This window comes from Sphingopyxis sp. Root1497 (genome assembly GCF_001427085.1).
Classification (GTDB): domain Bacteria; phylum Pseudomonadota; class Alphaproteobacteria; order Sphingomonadales; family Sphingomonadaceae; genus Sphingopyxis.
Map to the genome: position 1 here is coordinate 487,984 of NZ_LMGF01000004.1, position 21,294 is coordinate 509,277.

Below are 21,294 nucleotides of genomic sequence, written 5' to 3' on the forward strand. Positions count from 1 at the left end.
GCCGCCACGCTTTCTCAACAGCTTGTCATTCGGCGGGCGCGGCCCCGCGCACCGCCTGACGATAGACACGGACATATTCGATCTCGAAATGCGCCGGGAAGATCGCATCGTCGACCGCGCCGCCCATGGCGCCGCCGATCGCGAGGTTGAGCAGCAGATAATGCGGCTTGTCGAACGGCCATTGGTCGTCGCCCGTGCCGGCGTTGGCATAGCGGTGATAGGGCTTGCCATCGACCGCGATGCGCAGTTCGCGCGGAGTCCACAGCAGTTGATAATCGTGAAAGGCGGTGCAGGCGTCGTCGACGCGGATCTTGTTGCCGTTACCCGACGTCCCCGCGGTCGAGCGGTTGTGGATCGTGCCAAAGACATCGCCGGGGGTGGTGCCGACATGCTCCATGATGTCGATCTCGCCGCCGTCGGGCCAGGGCGCGGTCGCGCCGAGCATCCAGATCGCCGGCCAGCTGCCCTGCCCGCACGGCAGCTTGGCACGAACCTCGACCAGCCCATAGGTGAAGTCGGCCTTTCCCCTGGTGATCAGCCGCGCCGAGCTATAGCCCTGCCCGCCATGGTCGGCGCGGTCGGACAGCGCTTCCTTGCGCGCGGTGATGATCAGCCGGCCGCCTTCGACGCGGGCGTTCTCGGGCCGGTCGGCGGCATAATATTGCAGTTCCTTGTTGTACCAGCCGATCTTGTTGGCGTGGGTGTCCCACACCCATTTGGCGGGATCGGGCGGGCCGTCGGTGTCGAATTCGTCGGCCCAGACGAGTTCGTAGCTGCCCTTGGTAGCCGCGCCATCCTGCGCATATGTCGCGGGAGCGAGCGCAGCGCCCGCGACTCCCAGAGCCAGTATCGCCGCGATCCGCATGCCGATCCCCTTTTTCGTCAATTGGTATTAGATTGATATCTTACTTGTCTCTATAAGATCATGCAATCGACTCGTGCAAAATGGGGAGACTTGTCGTGATTTCGATGCGTATCGCGCTGACTGCCGCCGCTCTGGCACTGACTGTTCCGCTTCAGGCCCAGAACGAAGCCGCGCCGCCGCCCTTGCTCAACGAGCCGACCGCCGGCTGGACCGTCTTCGGCCCCGGCCAGACGCACAAGGCGCGCAAGGATGGCGCGGTGCAGGGCGGCACGGCGATGCGGGTGACGATCGCGGCGAAGCCGGCCAATGCGTGGGATATCGGCGCGTCGGTGCCGATCGACAAGCCGATCGCGCGGGGCGACAAGTTGATCCTCGCGCTGTGGGTGCGGGTCGCCGACGGCGAAGCGGGCGACATCGGCGCCGCGATCCAGCAGAATTACGCGCCTTATGCGCCGATCGTCGCGGGCCGCGTGCCGGTGACGAAGGACTGGGCGCTGGTGCATATCAACGGCATCGCCGCCGCCGACCATGAAGCGGGCAAGGCCAATGTCGCGCTGACGCTGGGCGACGGCGCACGGACGATCGACCTGGGGCCGGCGTTCGTGATGAAGGCCGACTAGCCCGGCGGGTGCCGCCGCCTTTGACTTGTCGGGCCGCCGGCCTAGGTTCGGGCGGACCGTCAGAACGGCGGCGCGGAAGGACGGGCCAGAGGTGAAACTTTTCTTCGACGACCGGCAGACGGAGCACGCGCCGACGCGCGAACTGCACAATGGCGAGTTCGTGCCCTATGCAGAAAATGTCGCGCGGTCGCGGTCGATCGTCGCGGCGCTGGCGGACTGGCAGCCGGTGCGCGATTTCGGGATGGCGCCGCTCGCCGCGGTGCACGACGCGGATTATCTCGCCTTCCTCGAGCGCGCCTATGACGGCTGGCTCGCGGCGGGGCGCACCGGCGATGCGATCGGTTACAGCTTTCCGGTGGTGCGGCGGCGCCCGCTGCGCTTCGACCGCATCGACGCCGAGATCGGCGCGTACAGCTTCGACGCTTCGACCCCGATCGCGGCGGGGACGTGGCAATCGGCCTATTGGTCGGCGCAATGCGCGCTGACCGCGCTCGACGCGCTGGCGGCGGGTGATGCCCATAGCTTCGCGCTGTGCCGCCCGCCGGGGCACCATGCCGGGCGCGACTATATGGGCGGCTATTGCTACCTCAACAACGCCGCGATCGCGGCACGGCGGGCGCAGGCGCTGGGGCTCGGCCCGGTCGCGATCCTCGATGTCGACTATCATCATGGCAATGGCACGCAGGACATCTTCTATGCCGACGGCGACATCTTCTTCGCCTCGATCCACGCCGATCCGGTCACCGACTATCCCTTTTTCTGGGGCCATGCCGACGAGCGCGGCGAGGGGGCGGGCGAAGGCGCGACGCTGAACCTGCCGCTGCCGCGCGGGACCGATGGCGCGGCGTACCGTCCGGCGCTCGATACCGCGCTGGGCGCGATTGCCGACCGGGGCGCGCGCTGCCTGATCGTCTCGTTCGGCGCCGATACCTTCAGCGGCGATCCGATCTCGAGCTTCCGGCTCGAACGCACCGATTATGGCGAGATGGCGCGGGCGATCGCGGACCTTGGCCTGCCGACTTTGGTGGTGATGGAGGGCGGCTATGCGGTCGGCGACCTCGGCGTGAATGTCGCCGCGTTCCTGGCGGGGTTCGATTAGGTCCTCTCATATCTTTGGAACAGGGAGGATTTGAAGGATCGATTGCGGCTGCGAATATATTGGCATAACATGTGCCAATATATCGGAGGGGGATTCGCGATGAAGAGGCGGGGAATGGCGGCACTGGCCGCCGCGTTTATGCTGGCGCCGGTGCAGGCGGCCCCTGCCCCCTCTCCCGCCCCGAAGCATCCCAATATCGTGATCCTGCTCGCCGACGACTGGGGTTTCAGCGACGTCGGGTCGTTCGGCGCCGAGTTCGCGACCCCCAATATCGACGCGCTCGCCTATGCGGGCATGCGCTTTTCGAACTTTCACGCCGCCGGAAGCTGCTCGCCGACGCGGGCGATGCTGCAGACCGGGGTGATGAACCACCGCAACGGACTGGGCAACATGCCCGAGACGATCCCCGACGCGCATCGCGGCCAGCCGGGGTACGACACGGTGATGAACCACCGCGTCGTGACGATCGCCGAATTGTTCGGCGCGGCGGGATACAACACATACCTCACCGGCAAATGGCATCTGGGGAGCGACGCGACGCGGCTGCCCGAGGCGCGCGGTTACAATCGCGCCTTCAGCCTCGCCGATGCCGGTGCCGACAATTTCGAACAGCGGCCGATCGAGGGCATGTACGACACCGCCGCCTGGACCGAGAATGGTAAGCCGGCGACGCTGCCGAAAAACTTCTATTCCTCGACCTTCGTCGTCGAGAAGATGATCGATTATATCGACGCCGATCGGGCGAGCGGCAAACCCTTCCTCGCGTCGATCAATTTCCTCGCCAACCATATCCCGATACAGGCGCCCGACGGCGACATCGCGCGCTATTCGGCGATGTACAAGGACGGCTGGACCGCGCTGCGCGAAGCGCGGGCGAAGCGCGCCGCGGCGCTGGGCATCGTCCCCCCGGGCGCGCCGATGTCGACGATGGCAACCACCCCCGACTGGGCCAAACTCGACGCCGCGGAGCGCGCGGCGGCGGTGCGGGTGATGCAGGCCTATGCCGGCATGGCGACCGCGATGGACCGCGAGGTCGGGCGGCTCGTCAACCATCTGAAGGCCAGCGGTCAATATGAGAACACGATCTTCGTCTTCCTGTCGGACAATGGCGCCGAGCCGATCAACCCGTTCAGCAGCACGCGCAACCGGCTGTTCCTGAACATGCAGTACGACACCGCGACCGCGAACATCGGGCGGCGCGGCAGCTTTGCGGCGATCGGCCCGGGCTGGGCGAGCGCGGCGGTGTCGCCTTTGTCGGGGTATAAGTTCAGCGCGACCGAGGGCGGTCTGCGCGTGCCGCTGATCGTGAGCTGGCCGGCCCATGCGAAGATCCGCGCCGGCGCGATCAACGGCGGGCTGGCGCATGTCACCGACATATTGCCGACGCTCGCCGAGCTGGCCGGGGTGCCCGGGCATGGCGGCAGTTGGAAAGGCCGCGCGGTCGAGCCCGTCACCGGCCGCAGCCTCGTCCCCATGCTCGGCGGCGCGGCAGGCAGCGTGCATGGCGACGATCCGCTGGGGTATGAGCTGTCGGGCAATGCCGCGCTGTTTCGCGGCGATTACAAGCTGGTGCGCAACCTGCCGCCGACCGGCGACGGCAGCTGGCGGCTGTACGACCTGAAGAGTGATCCGGGCGAGACGAAGGATTTGTCGGCGGCGATGCCCGACCGGTTCAAGGCGATGATGGCCGACTACCGCGCCTATGCGAAGGCCAATGGCGTGCTCGACATGCCCGCGGGCTATACCGCCGATGCGCAGATCAACGCCTATGCGTGGGAGAAGCAGGGCAAGAAGCGCGCGATCAAGGCCGGGCTTTGGCTCGGCGGCGGGATCTTGGCGATCGTGGCGCTGATCTGGGGCTGGCGGCGGCGCAGGCGGGTTCGGACATCGGGTTCGCGCTGAATCCGGGAGGTCCTGCCTTCGTCACCCCGGGCTTGACCCGGGGCCTGCCTTGTCTTTGATCCGACGGCGACAGAAGGAAGGCGGGTCCCGGGTCAAGCCCGGGATGACGATGAAATGGAATGTCCGCCCCGGTTAGCGACCCGGCGCGGTCGCGCGCTACCCAATTACCCCGCCGGCGCCGGGCGTGTCGTGTCGATCAGGCGGAAGCCGATGTGGTCGGTGCCCAGCGAGCGTTCCTGGAACTGGCGCGCGGCGGGGCGGTAGCGGGCGCAATAATTGGCGGCGCACAGGAAGCTGCCGCCCTTGATGACATTGCTTTCGTCGTCGATCGCGCCGGTGGTCCATTCCCAGACATTGCCGATGAGGTCGTGCACCCCATGCTTGTCGGCGGCGAAGCAGGCGACGGGGGCGCGGCTGGTGAAGCCGTCGGTGCCCATGTCGCGGACCGGGAAAACGCCCTGATAATAATTCGCCTGCGGCTTGCCGTCGACGATGGGGACATTGCGGTCGGCGCCCCCGGTCGCGGCGGCGAGTTCCCATTGCTCCTCGCTCGGCAGCGCCTTGCCCGCCCAGCGGGCGTAGGCGAGCGCGTCGTCATAGGCGATCTGCACCACCGGTTCGCGGTCGCGGCCGTCGATCGCGGTGTCGGGTCCGGCGGGATGGCGCCACTCGGCGCCGACGACCCAGCGCCACCAGTTCGGGTTGCCGTCGGTCGGCGCGGTGAACACCGCGCCGCCGGGCACCAGCATCTCGGGCGGCGCGCCGGGCAGCGGCGGCGGGTCGCGCTCGGCGAGCGTCTTGTAGCCGGTCGCTTTCACGAAGGCGGCGAATTCGCCGTTCGTCACTTCGTGGGTCGCCATCCAGAAACCCGCGACCTTGACCTGTTTCTCCGGGCCTTCCTCGGGCAGATGCGCGTCGGCGCCCATCGCGAACGTGGCACCAGGAATCCAGACATAGTCCGCTTTCGGCATCGCGGGGCAGGTCGGCGTCGAGGTCGCCGCGACCTCGTCGGCGGGCTTGTCGCCGCAGGCGGCGAGCAACCCGGCCAGTGCCAGCGATGCGGTCAGGACGGCCCGCTTCATCGCGCCGCCCCCGCGATCAGCGCTTCGACCATCTGCGCGACGACCGCCCCGGCTTCGTCGACCAGCAAGCCCTGGTCGTGGCGCAGCGCGCGCCAGGTCTGGAACGACAGCGCGACGCACAGCGCCTCCCGGCCGACGCGGTCGGCAATCATGGTGTGGGGGAGCAGGCGGAACAGGAGATCGCGTTCGAGCGCGACGACCTGGCCATATTGCCCCATCAGGAACGGCGACTGATAGCGCTTGATATTGGCGGCGAGGCGGAAGGGCAGCATCGTTTCAAAGACGCGGGCACGCCGTGCCGCAAGGTCGCGCACGTCGGCGCGCCAGTCCTTGCCCGCATAAGGCGCGACGACGATCGGCATCACCCGCTCGGCGATCGTTTCGGACATTTCGCGGTAGAGCGTGTCCATGTCGTCGAACTGGCGGAACACGGTGCGCAGCCCCACCCCCGCTTCCTCGGCGACGCGCGCCGCACTCGGCGACAGATCGCCGCGGTCGATGAGGTCAAGCATCGCGGCGACGATGCGCGCGCGGCTCGACCGGCTGCGTTCGCGGCGGCCGTCGACCCGCGGCGCGGCGTCGGCGTCGATCCTGGCTTTGGTTTTCGTTGCCATGGCGTCCCCGCTGGCCCAGCTTGACGCCCGGGTCAATGCCGCGCCGAACGATCTTGCATGGCGCATCATATAATGACACATATAGTGCCATAACATCGACGGCAACCGTGGAGCGGGTGGGGCTATGAAGAAAAGATGGGCGGCGCTGAGCGTGCTCGCGCTGTTGGGGGCTGGCGGATATTGGGCATATCAGGCGAACAGCTATCGCCTGCCCGGGCTGGTCCAGGACTGGCGCGACCCCGTGCAGCCGAACCATGTCGTGACATGGGCCGCGGGACCCGCGGACGCACCCGCCGCCCCGCCGGGAACGAAACGGCCGCCGAACATCATCCTGATCGTCGCCGACGACCTGGGGTTTAACGACATCAGCCTCAACGGCGGCGGGGTCGCCGGCGGGATCGTCAAGACCCCGAATATCGATGCGCTGGCACGCGAGGGGATGAATTTCACCACCGCCTATGCCGCCAACGCAACCTGTTCGCCGTCGCGCGCGGCGATGATGACGGGGCGCTATCCGACGCGCTTCGGCTTCGAATTTACCGCCGTGCCGGTCCAGTTCGCCGAGAATCTGGCGCATGGCGACGCGATCGGACCGCTGCGGCCGGTGTTCCACAGGGAGTTGATCACCCCCGACATCCCCGACTATCCCGACATGGGCGTTCCCGCGAGCGAGGTGACGATCGCCGAGGCGGTAAAGGCGGCGGGCTATCACACGCTGCATATCGGCAAATGGCATCTGGGCGAGTCTCCCGCCCTGCAACCGCAAAACCAGGGCTTCGACGAAAGCCTCGCGGTGCTTGGCGGGGCGGCGATGTTTTTGCCGGAGGATGACCCTGAGGTTGTCAACGCGAAGCTGCCGTGGGACCGCATCGACCGCTTCCTGTGGGCGAATTTGCGCCACGCGGTGAGTTTCAACGGCAGCAAGAGATTCCACCCCAAGGGGCATATGACCGATTATTTCGCCGCAGAGGCGACAAAGGCGATCGAAGCGAACAAGAACCGGCCTTTCTTTATGTATCTGGCCTTCAACGCCCCGCACACCCCGCTGCAGGCGACGCGCGAGGAGTATGGCAAGCTGCCGCAGATCAAGAATGAGAAGACCCGCGTCTATGGCGCGATGATCGCGCAGCTCGACCGGCGGATCGGCGACGTGATGGCGAAGCTGAAAGAGGTGGGCATCGACGACAACACGCTCGTCATCTTCACCAGCGACAATGGCGGCGCCTGGTACACCGGGATCGACCATCTCAATGCGCCGTATCGCGGGTGGAAAGCGACCTTTTTCGAGGGCGGCATCCGCACGCCCTTTTTCATGCGCTGGCCGGGGACGATCGCGCCGGGTTCGACGCGGGCCGACCCGACCGGTCACCTCGACATCTTCTCGACGATCGCGGCGGTCGCCGGTGCGAAGCTGCCGGCCGACCGGGTGGTCGACAGCGAGGACATATTGGCTGGACCCGCGAAGCGGCAGGCGCTGTTCTGGCGCTCGGGCGACTATCGCGCGGTGCGCGCGGGCGACTGGAAATTGCAGGTGACGAAGCGGCCGGCGAAGACGCGCCTCTATAATCTCGCGGCCGACCCGACCGAACAGACCGATCTGTCGGCGCGCGAGCCGCGGCGCGTCGCCGCGCTCAGCGCGATGATCGAGGCGCAGAACCAGGGCATGACGAAACCGATCTGGCCGGGCCTGATCGAAGGCCCCGTGCGGATCGACGTACCGCAGAACGCGCCGTGGAAAGACGGACAGGATTATGTGTACTGGACGAATTGATGCAATCCCCTTCCCCCTGATGGCGCCGCTCTCGTCGATCGCCTGATTTTGGACTATGATGCCGCCGTGGCGCGGCGACGCCTTGCCCGCGCCGAAGGAGTCATCGCATGACCGCCGAGCTCGTCGAGACGATCGAGTCCACGATCCAGCCGAACGACCATCCCTATATGCGGGGCGCATGGCGGCCGACGTTCAACGAATGGAACGCGATCTTCGCCAATGGCGATGCCGAGGTGATCGGCACGATCCCCGCCGACATCGACGGCGTCTATGTCCGCACCGGCGAGAATCAGGTGCATGATCCGATCGGGCGCTATCACCCCTTCGATGGCGACGGGTTCATCCATGCGATAAGCTTCAAACGGGGGCGTGCGAGCTATCGCAGCCGCTTCGTCCGCACCAAGGGGTTCGAGGCCGAGAAGGAAGCCGGGCGTTCACTATGGGCGGGGTTGATGGAGCCACCGCACAAGTCGACGCGGCACGGCTGGGGCGCGCAAGAGTGGCTGAAGGACAGCAGTTCGACCGACGTTACGATCCATGCGGGCAAGATCATCTCGACATTCTATCAGTGCGGCGAGGCGTATCGGCTCGATCCGTTCACGCTGGAACAGCATGGCACCGAAAGCTGGGTACCGCTCGACGGCATTTCGGCACATTGCAAGGTCGATCCTGCGACCGGCGAACTGATGTTCTTCAATTACTCGAAGCACGCGCCGTACATGCATTATGGCATCGTCGGCGCGGACAATAAGCTGAAGCATTATATCCCGGTGCCGCTGCCCGGACCGCGCCTGCCGCACGACATGGCGTTCACCGAAAACTACGCGATCCTCAACGACATGCCGCTTTATTGGAGCCCCGAGCTGCTCGAAAAGCGGCTCCACGTCGTGCAATTCCACCCCGATGAAAAAACCCGCTTCGCGATCATCCCCCGCCACGGGAGCCCCGAGGATATCCGTTGGTTCGAGGCTGAACCGACCTACACACTCCATTGGCTGAATGCGTGGGAGGACGGCGACGAGATCATCCTCGACGGCTATTATCAGGAAGAGCCGATGCCGAAATCCTATCCGAACGCCCCCGAGGGGTTCGAGCGGATGATGGCCTATCTCGACCAGGAATTGCTCAAGCCGCGCCTTCACCGCTGGCGCTTCGATCTGGTGACGGGCGAGACGAGCGAAGAGCGGCTGGACGACCGCAACCTCGAATTCGGGATGATCAACCAGCGCTATGCCGGCAAGCGCTATCGCTACGCCTATAGCGCGATCCCCGAGCCGGGCTGGTTCCTGTTTCGCGGGCTGGTCAAACACGACCTTGAGGCGCGGACGAGCGAGCAATATGAATTTGGTCCCGGCCGTTTCGGCAGCGAGGCGCCCTTCGCACCGCGGATCGATGCGAAGGACGAGGATGATGGCTATCTCGTCTCCTTCATCGCCGACCTCGAAACCGACCAGTCCGAATGCGTGCTGATCGACGCGAAGAATATCGCGGCGGGCCCGGTGTGCCGGATCATCCTGCCCGAGCGCATCTGTGCGGGCACCCACAGCGTGTGGGCGAACGGCGACGATATCGGCATGGGCGAAAACGATATCCTCGCCGCCTGATCTCGCCTTGTCGCGCGGCCTGAGCCAAGCCCGTTGAAACGGTGCGCGTTTCCCCGTAGCGCCGGATCCACAGTCAGAGGAGGCGAACATCGACATCGGTCAGGCACAGGATGAATTGCGCAGCGGCTATCTGGGCGGCGCGCCCGGGGTTTTTGTTTCGGGGCTGGCCTGGCTCGCGGCGGACGTCGCCTGGTACATCTGGGGCGGCTTTTACGCCTATGTCGCGATCTTTGTCGGCGGGATGCTGATCTTTCCGCTGGCGCTGCTGATCGCGCGGGCGTTTCGCGCGCCCAAGGTGTCGAAGGGCAATCCGCTGTCACTGCTCGGGTTCGAGGCAACCTTTCCGCTATTTGCGGGACTGCTCATCGCGTTTGGCCTGCTGCCCGCATCGGAGACCTTCGCCTTCGCCGCACTCGCGATCGTCGTCGGGGCGCGCTATTTCGTCTTTGCGACGCTCTATCGCGACCGGCTCTATTGGGCGCTTGGCGGCGCGATCTTCCTGATCGGCACCGGCTTCGCAATCCAGGCCGAGGCGCTGCCGGTCCATATCACGCTGGCGGTCGGTAGCGCCGAATTGCTGTTCGGCGCCTGGCTGTTCACGCGGTGGAACGCCGCCACCGCGTGACCGTCAGGCGGTCGCCTGGCGTGCCGCCCACAGCCCGAACCCGGCGATGATCGCATAGCAGACCAGCGGCACCGCCAGCGCGAGCCGGATGTCAATGTCGGCCACCGTTCCGAACAGGAACGGCACGATCGCGCCGCCGATGATCGCGGTGCACATGATGCCCGACCCCTGCGGCGTCCGTTCGCCCAGCCCCTCGGTCCCGAGGCTGAAGATCGTCGGGAACATCAGCGAATTGCAGAAGCCGACGAGGATCAGCGCCCAGCCCGACAAAGCGCCCGTCGTCACCGCCGACAGGATGATCAGCGAAATCGCCCCCGCCGCAAAGGTCGCAAGCACGCGTCCCGGCTTTGCCAGTCGCAGGATGAAACCGCCGAGCAAGCGGCCGATGAGCGCGCCCAGCCAGTAGAACGCCACCAGCTTGCCTGCGGCCTGAAGCCCCAGTCCCATCACGCTGGGATCGCCGAGATAGGCGATGAGGTTCGAACCGATCGCCACTTCGGCGCCGACATAGACAAAGATGCACAGCGCGCCGAGCTGGACGCGGCGGTTGTGGGTGAGCAGGCCCCAGGTCCCCTCGAGCTTCACATCGCTCGCCTTGGCATGGTCGAGCGCCGACCGGAACATCCAGAACACCGCCGCGATCACCAGCATCAGCACGCCGAGCCACATATAGGCGGTGCCGATCGACGCCCCCTCGGCGACGCGATAGGCCTGAATTTGCGCCTCGGTCGCGGTCTCGGCGTCGATCGGGGTCGAATCGCCGAGCAGAAAAGATGCGCCGCCATAGACCATCGCGAACACGCCGACGGAATTGAACGCCTGGGCAAAGGTCAGGCGGCTGTGCGAGGTTTCGATCGGCCCCAGCGTGGTGATCACCGGGTTCATCGCCACCTGCAGAACCGTGATGCCGGCGCCGATGCAGAACAGCGCGGCGAGGAAGCCCGGGTAGGATGCCGCCGCCGACGCGGGGATGAACAGGAAGGCGGCCGCCGCCACGATGACGAACCCAAGCACGAAGGCGCGGATATAACCGAGCTTCGACATGATGATGCCGGCGGGAATCGAAAAGGCGCCATAGGCGATGAAAAATGCCATCTGCACCAAATTCGCCTGCGCGTGCGTCAGGTGGAACATCGGCTTGAACTTGCCGACCAGCAGGTCGTTGATGTTCGTTACCCCGCCAAGCAGGAAGAACACCGCAAAGGCGAGGATCAGCACCACCAGCGCGCTGCCACCACCCTTGCCCGCTTTTTCGACCGTGTTCGGGTCCGCGCTCGTCGCGACGTTCGGCGCCAATGCCATCTCAGCTCTCCCCATTTATTTTTTGGACTTACGCCAACCCGTGTGCGGGTCTGGTCACTTTCCCCGAGGCGGGCAAGGCAGATTCTCCCCGACCGCCTCGACATTCGTATGCAGCAGCGTCGCGGCAAAACCCTTGTCGGCCTGCACCGCCACCGCCGCGCCGACGCGCGTCAAATCGGCGCCGGCGTCGGCGAAGCAGCGCAGCGGCACCTTGATCGTCGACACCTGCCCCTTGGGCGCGGCGGCGACGAGCCCGCTGATATCGAAGGGGATGTTGGCGAAGGACAGCTGCACCGGCCCCGCGCCCACCGCGTCGATGCGCCAGTCGATCCGCACCGCGAAGCTGTTGTTCAGCTGGCGCGACAGGTCGGCGTTGGGTCCCGACAGGCTGAACGAGCCCGGGCCGGTCCAGGTGAAGCTCTTGGCGTCCTCCTGCGCCGCGACATCGACCGAGCGCGACGCGACATGGCCATAGGGGCTGGCGAGCGGCGGCGAGGCCACCGGTCGCGCGCCGCCGGCATCGGTCACCGACAGCAGCCACGGCGCCCGCGCGCGGCCACCGGCGAAATATTTCTCGACATTGAGCGCCGCGCCGACGTCGATGCCGAGGTCTTCGGAGAGCGGCGGCACCGGTTTGGTCTCGCCATATTTCAGGCCATAACCCTCAGCGAACAGCGGCTTCTTCACCGGCGAGGCGGCGTCGGCGGGCCAGGCGAAGGGCAGCACCCCGGTGAAGCCGTGCGCAGGCTTGCCGGTCTTGCCCGCGACGAGGACGTCGGCGACACCGGCGCCCTGCGACCCCGGCAGCCAGCCCGCGACAAAGGCGTCGGCGGCGTTGATTTCGGGGTTGGTGAACATCGGGCGGCCCGAGAGGAACAGCGCGACCACCGGAATACCCGCCGCCTTCAGCTTCTGAAGCGTCGCGAGGTCGGTCGCGTCGTTCGGCTGGTAATCGAGCGTCGAGACGTCGCCCTGAAATTCGGCATAGGGTTCCTCACCGAAGACGACGATCGCGACGTCGGGCTTGTCCTTGAAGCTGCCGTCCTTCGACAACGCGGCGGTGCCGCCCGCCTCGCCGACCGCTTTCTGCAGGCCTTCCCAGATCGTCTGGCCGTTGGGGAAGTCGGCGTGGGTGACGTCGGTGCCCTGCCAGCTGATCGTCCAGCCGCCCGATTGCATCGCCATATTGTCGGCGCCGGGGCCGGTCACGAGGACGCGGGCACCCGCCTTGATCGGCAGCACGTTGCCGTTGTTCTTGAGCAGGACGAGCGATTTCGCCACCGCCTCACGCGCGACCGCGAGATGCGCGGGGGCGCCGACCGCCGCGACATCGCCGCGACCGCCATGATCGGCATCGAACAGCCCGAGCTTATATTTCACCCGCAGGATGCGGCGCACCGCATCGTCGAGGCGCGCGGCGGAGATGGTGCCGTCCTTCGCCTGTTTGACCGTGGTTTCGTAAAGGCCCTTCCAGCTGTCGGGGGCCATGAACATATCGAGCCCGGCGTTGATCGAGGCGGGGCAGTCGGTGACGCTGCACCCTGCGACCTGGCCATGGCCGTTCCAGTCGCCGACGACGAAGCCGTCGAAGCCCATTTTCCGCTTGAGCGCGTCGGTGAGCAGCCCCTTGTTGCCGTGGTGCTTGATCCCCTGCCAGCTTGAGAAGCTGGCCATCACAGTGAGCGTGCCGGCGTCGATCGCGGCGGGATAACCCATCGCGTGTTTGGCGATCAGTTCCTTTTCGTCGATCCTGGCGTCGCCCTGATCGCGGCCGCCGTCGGTGCCGCCGTCGGCGAGGAAATGCTTCGCGGTCGCCGCGACATGCGCCTTGCCGACCACCTTGCCCGCGACGAGTTGACCCTGCAGCCCGATGACCATCGCCTTGGCATAGTCGGCGACGAGCCTGGGATCGGCGGCATAGCCTTCGTAACTGCGGCCCCAGCGCAGATCCTGCGGCACCGCAAGCGTCGGGGCGAAGGTCCATTCGATGCCGCTGCCCGCGATTTCGGCGGCGGTGACCGCGCCGATGCGCTGGATCAGCTCGGCATCGCGCGCCGCGCCGAGCCCGATATTGTGCGGGAACAAGGTCGCGCCGGGGATATTGTTGTGGCCATGGACGGCATCGACCCCGAAGATGATCGGGATGGCGACGCCGTTCGCCTGCGGCTTCAGCGACACCACGCGGAATTCGCCGACCAGCTTGGCCCAGTCGGCGGCGCTTGAGCGCTCATTGCCGTTCGGGCCGCTGTTGCCGCCGGCCAGGATCGAGCCGAGCGGGTAGGTTTCGAGGTCCTTGGGCGTGATCGTGCTGATGTCGCCCTGGACGAGTTGGCCGACCTTCTGTTCGACCGTCATCTTCGCGAGCAGCGCGTCGATGCGCTTTTCGGTCGCCGCGTCGGTGATCGCGGCCGGGCTTTTCGCCGCCGGCCAAAGGTCGGGATGGACCGTCGCGGCGTCCGCCGCACCGGTCTGTGCTGCCGCTGCGCTGGCCGTGCCCGTCAAAAGGAGCGCCGTCGCCATCGCGATTGCAGGTCGCCGCATATTCTCTCCCATTCCGCTTATGTGAACGTTATCAAACATCCTCTCGCATAGCGGGTGAATGAAATCAAGCGCCTGTTTGATTGCGCTATCAGCGCAGGCGCGGCATCGTGGCGAGCAGGACGACCGCGATGCTCGCAAAGGCCGCGAGCAGCAGGAACAGCGCATCGAAGCCGAAACCCGGGACCAGCGAAATGGTGAGCCAGGGCATGATCAGCGACGGCACGGTGTTAGTCAGGTTGAACAGGCCGAGATCGCGCCCGCGCCGGTCGGGGCGCCGGAGTACCCGCAGCGTCTGGCCGCTGTGCAGCGACAGGAAGATCGTGGCGGCAACCCCGAAGACGACATAGGCGAGCTTGGCCGCCAGCAGCGTTTCGGCCAGCGCCATCCCGGTGAGGCCGAGCGTCAATATGCCCGTACAGATCGCTAGCGGCAGGATCGGGCGGTCGGTGCGGTCGGCCCAGCGGCCCGCGAGCAGCGCCATCGGCACCGCGATCGTCAGCACGAGGCTGAACAGCTGTGCGGTCTCGCTGTCGGTGATCGTCGGCTCGATCGAGCGGAACCAGAAGAAGAGATAGGCGAACAGCGCCGCCTCGGCGATCTGGACGAGCAGGCGCGCGCTCCACATGCGGACGACGATCGACCGGGGACGCGGCGTGCCGGTTTCGGGTTCCGGGGTGCCGGGTCGATTGAGTTCGGGAAAGGAGCGCGGCCGGCCGAGCAGCAGCACGGGCAGTACCGCGCCGGCGACCAGCACCGCGACGAGCGCGAGGCGGCCGTCGGCGTCGGCGAGGCCCGGCAGCGTGACGAAGGCGCAGGAGACCGCGCCAAGCGCGGGCGAGAAGGCGAGCAGCCCGCCGAGCAGCCCCTTTTGCTGGTCGGGGACGCTATCGCCGGCCCATGCCGCGAGCGGGGCGAGCATCATGTTGAGCGCGAGCTGCCAGCCGATGATGATCGCGATCAGCGACGGCACATCTTTCGCCAGCGGCACCGCGAGCAGCAGCGCGATCGTCAGCAGCAGGCCCGCGGTCACCCAGCCACGGCGGTTGCCGGTGCGATCGCTGAGCCAGCCGAACAGCACGCCCCCCGTACTCGCCGCGATCGCGCCGAAGAAGGTGACATAGCCGAGCGCCTGAATGTCGTTCGTCCCCGCGAGCGCGGTCATCCGCACCGGCAGCAAGATGGTCAGGAAGGGCACATAGGCGATCGCGCCGCCCGCGGCGGCGAGCGCATAGAGCAGCAGGAAACCGGTCGACTGGCGGCGCGGCGCGGCGTCCTCAGCCATTCGCGGACGGCGCCGCGGTCGAGCCGCGCTCGATCAGGCTGCCGTGAACGACGGTCGGCGCGGTGGGGCGCGGTTCGCCGCGCTGGGCGGCGATGATCAGTTCGACCGCGCGCGACACCGTCGCGGCGATCGGCTGGTCGACCGCGGTCAGCCCCGGCGGGGTGAAGCGGATGATCGGGGTGTTGTCGAAGCTGATCAACGACAGGTCGCGCGGCACGTCGAGACCGCATTCGCGCGCCACGCCAAGCGTCGCGAGCGACATCTGGTCGTTGCTCGCGATGATCGCGGTCGGGCGGTCGGGAAGCGCGAGCAACTGCCGCGCCGCCGCCTCGCCCGATGCGGCGCTGAAATCGCCCTCGGCGAGCAGTCCGTCGGTCGGCAGCCCCGCCGCCGCCATCTCGGCGCGCCAGCCGTCGATGCGCCAGTGGCTGAGGTCATATTCGACCGAGCCCGAGATGAAGCCGATGCGGCGATGGCCGAGAGCGGCGAGATGGCGGGTGGCGAGCGCCGCCGATCCTTCGTCGTCCATCGTCAGCGCGATGCCGGCATCGCCGCCGTGCGAGCCGATGCGCGCAAAGGGGATTTTCTGTTGGTGGAGCAATGCGACGATCAGCGGATTGTCCGAATGCGGCGGGGTCAGGATGACGCCGTCGGGCTGGAGCGCGGCGATGATCGCGCGCAATTCGCGCTCAACATGGTCGTTGTGGGTGTCGACGAGCTCAAAGATCATCCGGTACCCGAGCTCGGCGCATTTGAGCATGCCGCCGAACAGCATCTGGTCGACCCAGTCGGTGCCTTCGCGCGCATTCCAGTCGGCGATGGTCCGTTCGCGGTCGTTGATCGCGAGGATCAGATAGGATCGCGAGCCGCTCATCCGCTGCGCCGCAATCGACGGGACATAGCCCAGCTTGTCGATCGACGCCTGGACGCGCTCCTTCATCTCGGGCCGGACATTGGGTTCGTTGTTGATGACGCGGCTCACCGTCTGCAGCGACACCCCCGCATCGGCCGCCACATGTTTGATCGTCACCGACTGCCGCCGACGCCCCATTATATCGTCCGATCCCCGCTAGCTGCGCAACGCGCCCTGCTAGCGACAACTTCGCCGCATGGCCAGACGCGCATCATGCCGCCTGCGGCACCGCGGCGCCGCAATAGCGCGCGACATAGGCGTGATGCTCGGGCAGCTTCGCCACCGTGTCGCGGACATTGTCGCGGATGCCGCCGAGGAAGCGCGCCAGTTCCTCGTCGCTGAGCTTGGTCGCGATCGGATGATGGCTCTGCGGCGCGATCCCCTGCCCCATCATCACCTGGACCCAGCTGTTCTCGGCGAACAATTCCTCATTCTTGCGGAAGACGCGCCCGGTTTCACGGAACAGCTCGATCTTTTGCGCGAGGCTGTCGGGAATCGGCATGTCGGCGCATTGGCGCCAGAAGGCGCTGTCACGCCGTTCGGTCGCCTTATAATGGAGGATCAGGAAGTCGCGGATCTGCAGATTGTCCTGCATCTGCTGATCGTTGTACTCGGCAATGTCGCGTTCGCTGACCTTGCCGAGCGGCAGCATGCGGATGAAGCGCAGCACCGCGCGCTGGATCAAATGGATGCTCGTCGATTCGAGCGGTTCCGTGAAGCCGCTCGACAGCCCGACCGCGATGCAGTTGCGATACCATTGGCGGCGGCGCACCCCGGTGGTGAAGCGCAGGAAATTCGGCTCGGTCAGCGCCTCGCCCTCGATATTGCCGAGCAGCCGGTCGAGCGCCGCGTCGCGGTCGAGGTAGCGGCTGCAATAGACGAGGCCGTTGCCGGTGCGATGCTGGAGCGGGATGCGCCATTGCCAGCCGGCGTCGTGCGCCATCGCGCGGGTGTAGGGCACGGGCGGGCGGACGTTCGGGGTCTGGAGCGCGATCGCGCTGTCGCACGGCAGCCAGTGCGTCCAGTCGTCGAAGCCCGCGTGGAGCGCGCCCTCGATCAGCAGCGCGCGGAAACCGGTGCAGTCGAGGAACAGATCGCCCTCGATCCGCCGGTCGCCGTCGAGCAGCAGCGCCGCGATGTCGCCGCTTGTCCCGTCGAGTTCGACGCGTGCGATCTTGCCCTCGATCCGCTTGGTCCCGTCGGCTTCGGCCATCTGGCGCAGGAAGCGGGCGTAAAGGCCGGAGTCGAGTTGATAGGCATAGTTGATGCCCTCGTTCGGCAGGTGCGCGAACTTGCCTTCCAGCGCGGCGACGAGTTCCATGCAATATTCGTCGTAGCTCTGCTCGTGCCCGCGCGTCCTGCCGTGGAGCCAGAAATGCTGGAACCCCGCCGACCAATGGTCCTTGCCGGTGAGGCCGAAGCTGTGGAAATAGCGGTGGCCCGGCTCTTTCCAATGGTCGAACAAGATGCCGAGCTTGAAGGTCGCTTGCGTCGCGCGCATGAAATCGGCCTCGTTGATCCCGAGCAGCCGGTTGTAGTTGACGAGCGGCGGGATGGTACTTTCGCCGACGCCGATCGTGCCGATCGCTTCGGATTCGACGAGGGTCAGATCGACGGCGTTGCCCATGGTGCGCGCGATCGCGGCGGCGGCCATCCAGCCGGCGGTGCCGCCGCCCGCGATGACGATGCGTTGTTTGGTGTCGGTCATCGGCTGAGGCTCCTCAGGAGGAAGGCGCGCAGGCGCCCGGCACTTTCGGGGGTGAGCGGCGCGAGGATGCTGCGCGCCGCCTCGGGGATATGGTCGGTGACGTCGGCGCCGTTCTCGAACACATAATGGTCGAACAAGGCGCGCCAGATCGCCTTGTCGGCGTCGGGCAGGTCGCGGATCGCGAGGATCGCGTGGTTCAGCGCCTCCTGCGGCTGGCCAAGAAAAGCCGGGGTGCTGCGCCACCAGTAGTTGACGAGGATGTTGAAGGGTTCGAGCCCCTCGACATGATGCCACCACATCGACGGGATGAAGAGCGCGTCGCCGGGTTCGAGTTCGACGGTCATCGCGTGCGCCATCGCCTCGACGAAGCGCGGAAAAGCCGCGAGGTCGGGCGCGTCGAAATCGACCATGCTCACCGCGCGCCCCGCCGGGGTGTTGTCGATCGGGCCGAGATAGAGATTGGCGAACTGGTCGGGCGGGAACAAAGTGAAGCGGCGGCGGCCTGCGGCACAGCACGCCAAATTGTCGGGGAAGTCGTTGTGCGCCGCGATGCGCGTTCTGGTACCGATCCAGATACTCTTGAGCGGATCGCGGTCGCCGAGGTCGATCGGGTTGGCGGCGTCGAGGCCGTCGAAATGCGCCGGAATGTCGATCGAGGCGAGATAGACGGTGCGCGCTTCGCCGCGCTCCTCGGCGGTGTCCAGCCCCGCGAAGATGTCGGGCAGCTTGCCGGTGCCCGAGCGGAAATTCATCGCCATGTCGGCGTCGTAGAACAGCCGTCCGTCGTGCCCCGGCGCGCCGATCGACACCGCGAAGGGCCGGTCGCGCGCGTGGTCGAGCAGATAGCGCCGCGCGTCGCGCGCCGAGCGCTTCGCCGCAGCGACCAACGGCCAGTCGGCGACGAGGCCGCGCAGGACAAAGGGCTCGCGCGCGCCTTCCAGCAACGCGTCGAGCCCCGCCCCCTTATCGCATAAGCGCTCGGGCACGCGCGCGAGGCGGTTGTATATCACGCCGTCGCGTTCAGCCATGGCCGAGCCTGCGGTTCTTGCGCGCGATCAGCGGCGCGAGCTGCGCGAGCGAGGCGAGCGCCATGAAGATCGGCATCAGATGCCCCGCGGCGTGCAGCTTGCCGACCGTCTCAGCATCGAGCGCCTGCAACTTCGCCTCGTCGATGATGTGGAAACCGACGAGCGAGTTCACCGCGCCGTCGTCGAGCGTCACCTCGAGCGTGAAGGGTTCGAGCAGGTCATGGTCGCGCAAGGCCGCGAAAAAATCGCCGCTGGCACGATACCCCTCGTCGAGCGCGCCGAGCTTTTCGGCGATATCCTCCAGATAAGGCGTTGCCTGGCCGTCGGCGTCGAACAGCCGCACCCCGTCGCCGCCGTCCGCCAGACGCGGGTGATCGAGGTCGATATGCACTTGGCCCGGCCCGTCGCCGTTCGCCGGGCGGCCGACAAGAAAGGGCTGGATCGCGGCCGACAGCGGGCGATAGCGCGCGTCCCAGCGGGCGCCGTCGAGATAGAGATTTTCGCCCGGCTCGAACCCGAACAGCGCCATCGCGATAAACGCCTCCTGCCCGGTCTCGCGGCGGAACAGGATCGGATAATGCGCCTGCACCTGGCGGAATTCGCTCGGCACCGTCAGCGTCGCCATCACCGCGTCGCCCAGATCGGCGCCCGCGTCGGTGCGGACGCGCAAGTCGCGGTGGCTGTTGGTGTCGAGCGCGGCGTGCATGGTCATTCGGGTTCCTTCATTCCGCCGCGGTGGCGGTGGCGGTGAGTGCATCGAGATAGTCGCGATTGGTCGGCAGCGCCGAGGCGAGCGAGCGGGCGCGCTGGCGTTGCTCGGCGAGCGCCGCAACCGCGCGGTCGCTGGACTGCAACCCGGCCGGCACCTGATGGCGCATGCCATAGAGGATATATTGGTGGCTTTCGGCCGAGAAAATCTCGTCGACCTGCGGGAAATCCCACGCCGATGGCGGCTGCTCCTGCCACAGCGCCAGCATATCGGTGAGGCGTTGCGGGACCGACGCGGGGTCACGCTGCGCCAGCCAATAGGGCTCGGGGCGCTTGCTCAGCAGATAATGGAGTTTGAGGAATTCGACGATGCGATCCCAGCGATAGCGAAAGAGCGTGTTGAAGCGCTCGGCGTGGATCGGCATCGCCGACGCGCTGGCCGGGAAATTGTCGATCAGCGCGTTCAGCGACAATTCGATCAGCACGATCGCCGAGGCCTCGAGCGGTTCGATGAAGCCCGCCGACAGGCCGATCGCGACGCAATTGCCCTGCCAGAAGCGCGCGCGGTGGCCGGTCGGGAAGCTCAGGCGGCGGACCGGTACGTCGGGCGCGCCCGGCAGGACCCTCGCAATATAGGCGCGCAGTTCGGCCTCGGCCGCGTCGTCGCCCAGGAAGCGGCTGGCATAGACGCAGCCGATGCCGCGGCGTCCCGGCAGCCCAATGTCCCAGATCCATCCCGCCCGATGCGCGGTCGAGATCGTCTGCGAAGCGATCGCGCTGCCCTCGGCGACAGGCACCTGCGCCGCGAGTGCGCGGTCGTTGAACAGGGTGTCGCTGCGGTCGATCCATTCGACGCCCAGTTCGCCGCCGATCAGCAGCGCGGCGTGTCCGGTGCAGTCGAGGAACAGGTCGCCCGCGATCTCGCCATGCGCGCGCGTGGCGACCGCCGCGAGGGTATCGCCCTCGCCGCGCGTCACCGCGGTGACATGATCGGCAAGGTGCCGGACGCCGAGCCGCCGCGTCGCATGATCGCGGAGCAGCGCCGCGAATTTACCGGCGTCGAGATGATAGGCGTAGTTGGCGGCGCCCTGATAATCGGGCATCGCGCGCTGGCGCGGCGCGAGGTCGAGGTCGCAGACCGCCGCCTGCGCGGTCATAGCGGCGCCGAAAGGCCTGTCCGCCGCCGTCGCCTGCCAGGCGGCGAGCAGTTCGCCGGTCGGCAGCGCGGGCGGCGTGGTGAAGGGGTGAAGGTAGCGATCGTCTGCCGCGCCATCGACCGCGCCATCGACCCAGCCGTCGAAGCGCGATCCCTGTTTGAACGACCCGTCGCACGCCGCGAGGAATTCACCCTCCGGAATCCCGATCGCGGCGAGCGTCGCGCGCATCGTCGGCCAGGTGCCTTCGCCGACCCCGATCGTCGGAATGTCGGGTGCTTCGATCAGGGTCACGTCGAGCGTGGGACGCGCCGCGGCGAGCCGCGCGGCCGCCAGCCAGCCAGCGGTGCCGCCGCCGACAATGACCACCCTCTCGACCGTTTTTGCCATTGGGAACGTTCCTAAGCCACCCGCCGGCCCGCGTCACGCAAAAGAGCCGCGCCCCGATTGGAAGCGCGGCTCTCTCGCCAGTCGGT

At 66.9% G+C, this 21,294-nt stretch carries 17 protein-coding genes; 6 read left to right on the forward strand and 11 right to left on the reverse strand.

Translation table 11 applies throughout. The features are described 5' to 3' along the window. Positions 1 to 25 precede the first annotated feature (25 nt). Entirely contained in the window at positions 26 to 865 is an 840-nt protein-coding gene (locus tag ASD67_RS13815) for a glycoside hydrolase family 16 protein (protein ID WP_056348121.1), read from the reverse strand. Positions 866 to 945: 80 nt separating this feature from the next. Here ASD67_RS13815 and ASD67_RS13820 point away from each other — a divergent pair, with 80 nt between their 5' ends. From ASD67_RS13820 to ASD67_RS13830, 3 genes are all read left to right on the forward strand, one after another. Then, positions 946 to 1,485, forward strand: a complete 540-nt coding sequence (locus tag ASD67_RS13820; protein WP_156377713.1) for a hypothetical protein — start codon at positions 946 to 948, stop codon at positions 1,483 to 1,485. A 91-nt stretch (positions 1,486 to 1,576) separates the two neighbouring features. Continuing rightward, the gene (locus ASD67_RS13825) at positions 1,577 to 2,584 is read left to right on the forward strand and encodes a histone deacetylase family protein (protein ID WP_056348125.1); all 1,008 of its coding nucleotides are present in this window, start codon (positions 1,577 to 1,579) and stop codon (positions 2,582 to 2,584) included. A gap of 99 nt (positions 2,585 to 2,683) precedes the next feature. After that, entirely contained in the window at positions 2,684 to 4,486 is a 1,803-nt protein-coding gene (locus ASD67_RS13830) for an arylsulfatase (RefSeq protein ID WP_056348554.1), read from the forward strand. Positions 4,487 to 4,650: 164 nt separating this feature from the next. Here the strand turns inward: ASD67_RS13830 and ASD67_RS13835 are convergent, their stop codons facing one another. Next, entirely contained in the window at positions 4,651 to 5,568 is a 918-nt protein-coding gene (locus tag ASD67_RS13835; protein ID WP_056348127.1) for a formylglycine-generating enzyme family protein, read from the reverse strand. Continuing rightward, positions 5,565 to 6,182 carry a TetR/AcrR family transcriptional regulator gene (locus tag ASD67_RS13840; protein WP_056348129.1) on the reverse strand — a complete coding sequence of 206 codons (618 nt, stop codon included), beginning with the start codon at positions 6,180 to 6,182 and terminating at the stop codon, positions 5,565 to 5,567. Before ASD67_RS13840 ends, ASD67_RS13835 begins: the two co-directional genes overlap by 4 nt. Positions 6,183 to 6,306: 124 nt before the next feature. On the opposite strand from ASD67_RS13840, the gene ASD67_RS13845 reads away from it, so the two are divergent. From ASD67_RS13845 to ASD67_RS13855, 3 genes are all read left to right on the forward strand, one after another. Then, complete coding sequence (locus ASD67_RS13845) at positions 6,307 to 7,953, forward strand: sulfatase-like hydrolase/transferase (RefSeq protein WP_056348131.1); 1,647 nt, start codon at positions 6,307 to 6,309, stop codon at positions 7,951 to 7,953. Positions 7,954 to 8,060: 107 nt separating this feature from the next. Continuing rightward, entirely contained in the window at positions 8,061 to 9,557 is a 1,497-nt protein-coding gene (locus tag ASD67_RS13850) for a carotenoid oxygenase family protein (protein WP_056348133.1), read from the forward strand. Between the two features lie 94 nt (positions 9,558 to 9,651). Further along, positions 9,652 to 10,182, forward strand: coding sequence for a DUF7010 family protein (locus ASD67_RS13855; RefSeq protein ID WP_443028043.1), 531 nt, complete (start codon positions 9,652 to 9,654; stop codon positions 10,180 to 10,182). Positions 10,183 to 10,185: 3 nt separating this feature from the next. On the opposite strand, the gene ASD67_RS13860 is transcribed toward ASD67_RS13855, so the two are convergent. The 8 genes from ASD67_RS13860 to ASD67_RS13895 all read right to left on the reverse strand — a co-directional run bounded on the left by ASD67_RS13860 (position 10,186) and on the right by ASD67_RS13895 (position 21,208). After that, positions 10,186 to 11,484 (reverse strand): sugar MFS transporter, encoded by a 1,299-nt coding sequence (locus tag ASD67_RS13860; protein ID WP_056348137.1) that lies wholly within the window; start codon positions 11,482 to 11,484, stop codon positions 10,186 to 10,188. A 54-nt stretch (positions 11,485 to 11,538) separates the two neighbouring features. After that, positions 11,539 to 14,025 carry a glycoside hydrolase family 3 protein gene (locus tag ASD67_RS13865; RefSeq protein WP_056348556.1) on the reverse strand — a complete coding sequence of 829 codons (2,487 nt, stop codon included), beginning with the start codon at positions 14,023 to 14,025 and terminating at the stop codon, positions 11,539 to 11,541. A gap of 88 nt (positions 14,026 to 14,113) precedes the next feature. Further along, complete coding sequence (locus ASD67_RS13870; protein WP_056348139.1) at positions 14,114 to 15,307, reverse strand: MFS transporter; 1,194 nt, start codon at positions 15,305 to 15,307, stop codon at positions 14,114 to 14,116. Continuing rightward, on the reverse strand, positions 15,300 to 16,358 hold the full coding sequence (locus ASD67_RS13875) for a LacI family DNA-binding transcriptional regulator (protein ID WP_056348141.1): 1,059 nt from the start codon (positions 16,356 to 16,358) through the stop codon (positions 15,300 to 15,302). Before ASD67_RS13875 ends, ASD67_RS13870 begins: the two co-directional genes overlap by 8 nt. Before the next feature lie 73 nt (positions 16,359 to 16,431). Next, entirely contained in the window at positions 16,432 to 17,928 is a 1,497-nt protein-coding gene (locus tag ASD67_RS13880) for a tryptophan halogenase family protein (protein WP_056348143.1), read from the reverse strand. Then, a complete protein-coding gene (locus ASD67_RS13885; protein WP_056348144.1) occupies positions 17,925 to 18,956 on the reverse strand; it encodes a cupin-like domain-containing protein in 1,032 nt (343 codons plus the stop codon). The genes ASD67_RS13880 and ASD67_RS13885 overlap by 4 nt, the downstream gene beginning before the upstream one ends. Next, positions 18,949 to 19,668: a SapC family protein gene (locus tag ASD67_RS13890; RefSeq protein WP_056348147.1), complete on the reverse strand. Its 720-nt coding sequence runs from the start codon at positions 19,666 to 19,668 to the stop codon at positions 18,949 to 18,951. The genes ASD67_RS13885 and ASD67_RS13890 overlap by 8 nt, the downstream gene beginning before the upstream one ends. Positions 19,669 to 19,678: 10 nt before the next feature. Further along, positions 19,679 to 21,208, reverse strand: coding sequence for a tryptophan halogenase family protein (locus ASD67_RS13895; RefSeq protein ID WP_056348148.1), 1,530 nt, complete (start codon positions 21,206 to 21,208; stop codon positions 19,679 to 19,681). Positions 21,209 to 21,294: the final 86 nt, after the last annotated feature.

What these genes read in the sequence shown, in the direction of transcription:
- ASD67_RS13875 (WP_056348141.1), bottom strand. Translation starts at nt 16,358, where the DNA reads ATGGGGCGTCGGCGGCAGTCGGTGACGATCAAACATGTGGCGGCCGAT.
- ASD67_RS13890 (WP_056348147.1), bottom strand. Translation starts at nt 19,668, where the DNA reads ATGACCATGCACGCCGCGCTCGACACCAACAGCCACCGCGACTTGCGC.
- ASD67_RS13835 (WP_056348127.1), bottom strand. Translation starts at nt 5,568, where the DNA reads ATGAAGCGGGCCGTCCTGACCGCATCGCTGGCACTGGCCGGGTTGCTC.
- ASD67_RS13880 (WP_056348143.1), bottom strand. Translation starts at nt 17,928, where the DNA reads ATGACCGACACCAAACAACGCATCGTCATCGCGGGCGGCGGCACCGCC.
- ASD67_RS13820 (WP_156377713.1), top strand. Translation starts at nt 946, where the DNA reads ATGGGGAGACTTGTCGTGATTTCGATGCGTATCGCGCTGACTGCCGCC.
- ASD67_RS13860 (WP_056348137.1), bottom strand. Translation starts at nt 11,484, where the DNA reads ATGGCATTGGCGCCGAACGTCGCGACGAGCGCGGACCCGAACACGGTC.
- ASD67_RS13865 (WP_056348556.1), bottom strand. Translation starts at nt 14,025, where the DNA reads ATGCGGCGACCTGCAATCGCGATGGCGACGGCGCTCCTTTTGACGGGC.
- ASD67_RS13895 (WP_056348148.1), bottom strand. Translation starts at nt 21,208, where the DNA reads ATGGCAAAAACGGTCGAGAGGGTGGTCATTGTCGGCGGCGGCACCGCT.
- ASD67_RS13815 (WP_056348121.1), bottom strand. Translation starts at nt 865, where the DNA reads ATGCGGATCGCGGCGATACTGGCTCTGGGAGTCGCGGGCGCTGCGCTC.
- ASD67_RS13830 (WP_056348554.1), top strand. Translation starts at nt 2,684, where the DNA reads ATGAAGAGGCGGGGAATGGCGGCACTGGCCGCCGCGTTTATGCTGGCG.
- ASD67_RS13840 (WP_056348129.1), bottom strand. Translation starts at nt 6,182, where the DNA reads ATGGCAACGAAAACCAAAGCCAGGATCGACGCCGACGCCGCGCCGCGG.
- ASD67_RS13870 (WP_056348139.1), bottom strand. Translation starts at nt 15,307, where the DNA reads ATGGCTGAGGACGCCGCGCCGCGCCGCCAGTCGACCGGTTTCCTGCTG.
- ASD67_RS13850 (WP_056348133.1), top strand. Translation starts at nt 8,061, where the DNA reads ATGACCGCCGAGCTCGTCGAGACGATCGAGTCCACGATCCAGCCGAAC.
- ASD67_RS13845 (WP_056348131.1), top strand. Translation starts at nt 6,307, where the DNA reads ATGAAGAAAAGATGGGCGGCGCTGAGCGTGCTCGCGCTGTTGGGGGCT.
- ASD67_RS13885 (WP_056348144.1), bottom strand. Translation starts at nt 18,956, where the DNA reads ATGGCTGAACGCGACGGCGTGATATACAACCGCCTCGCGCGCGTGCCC.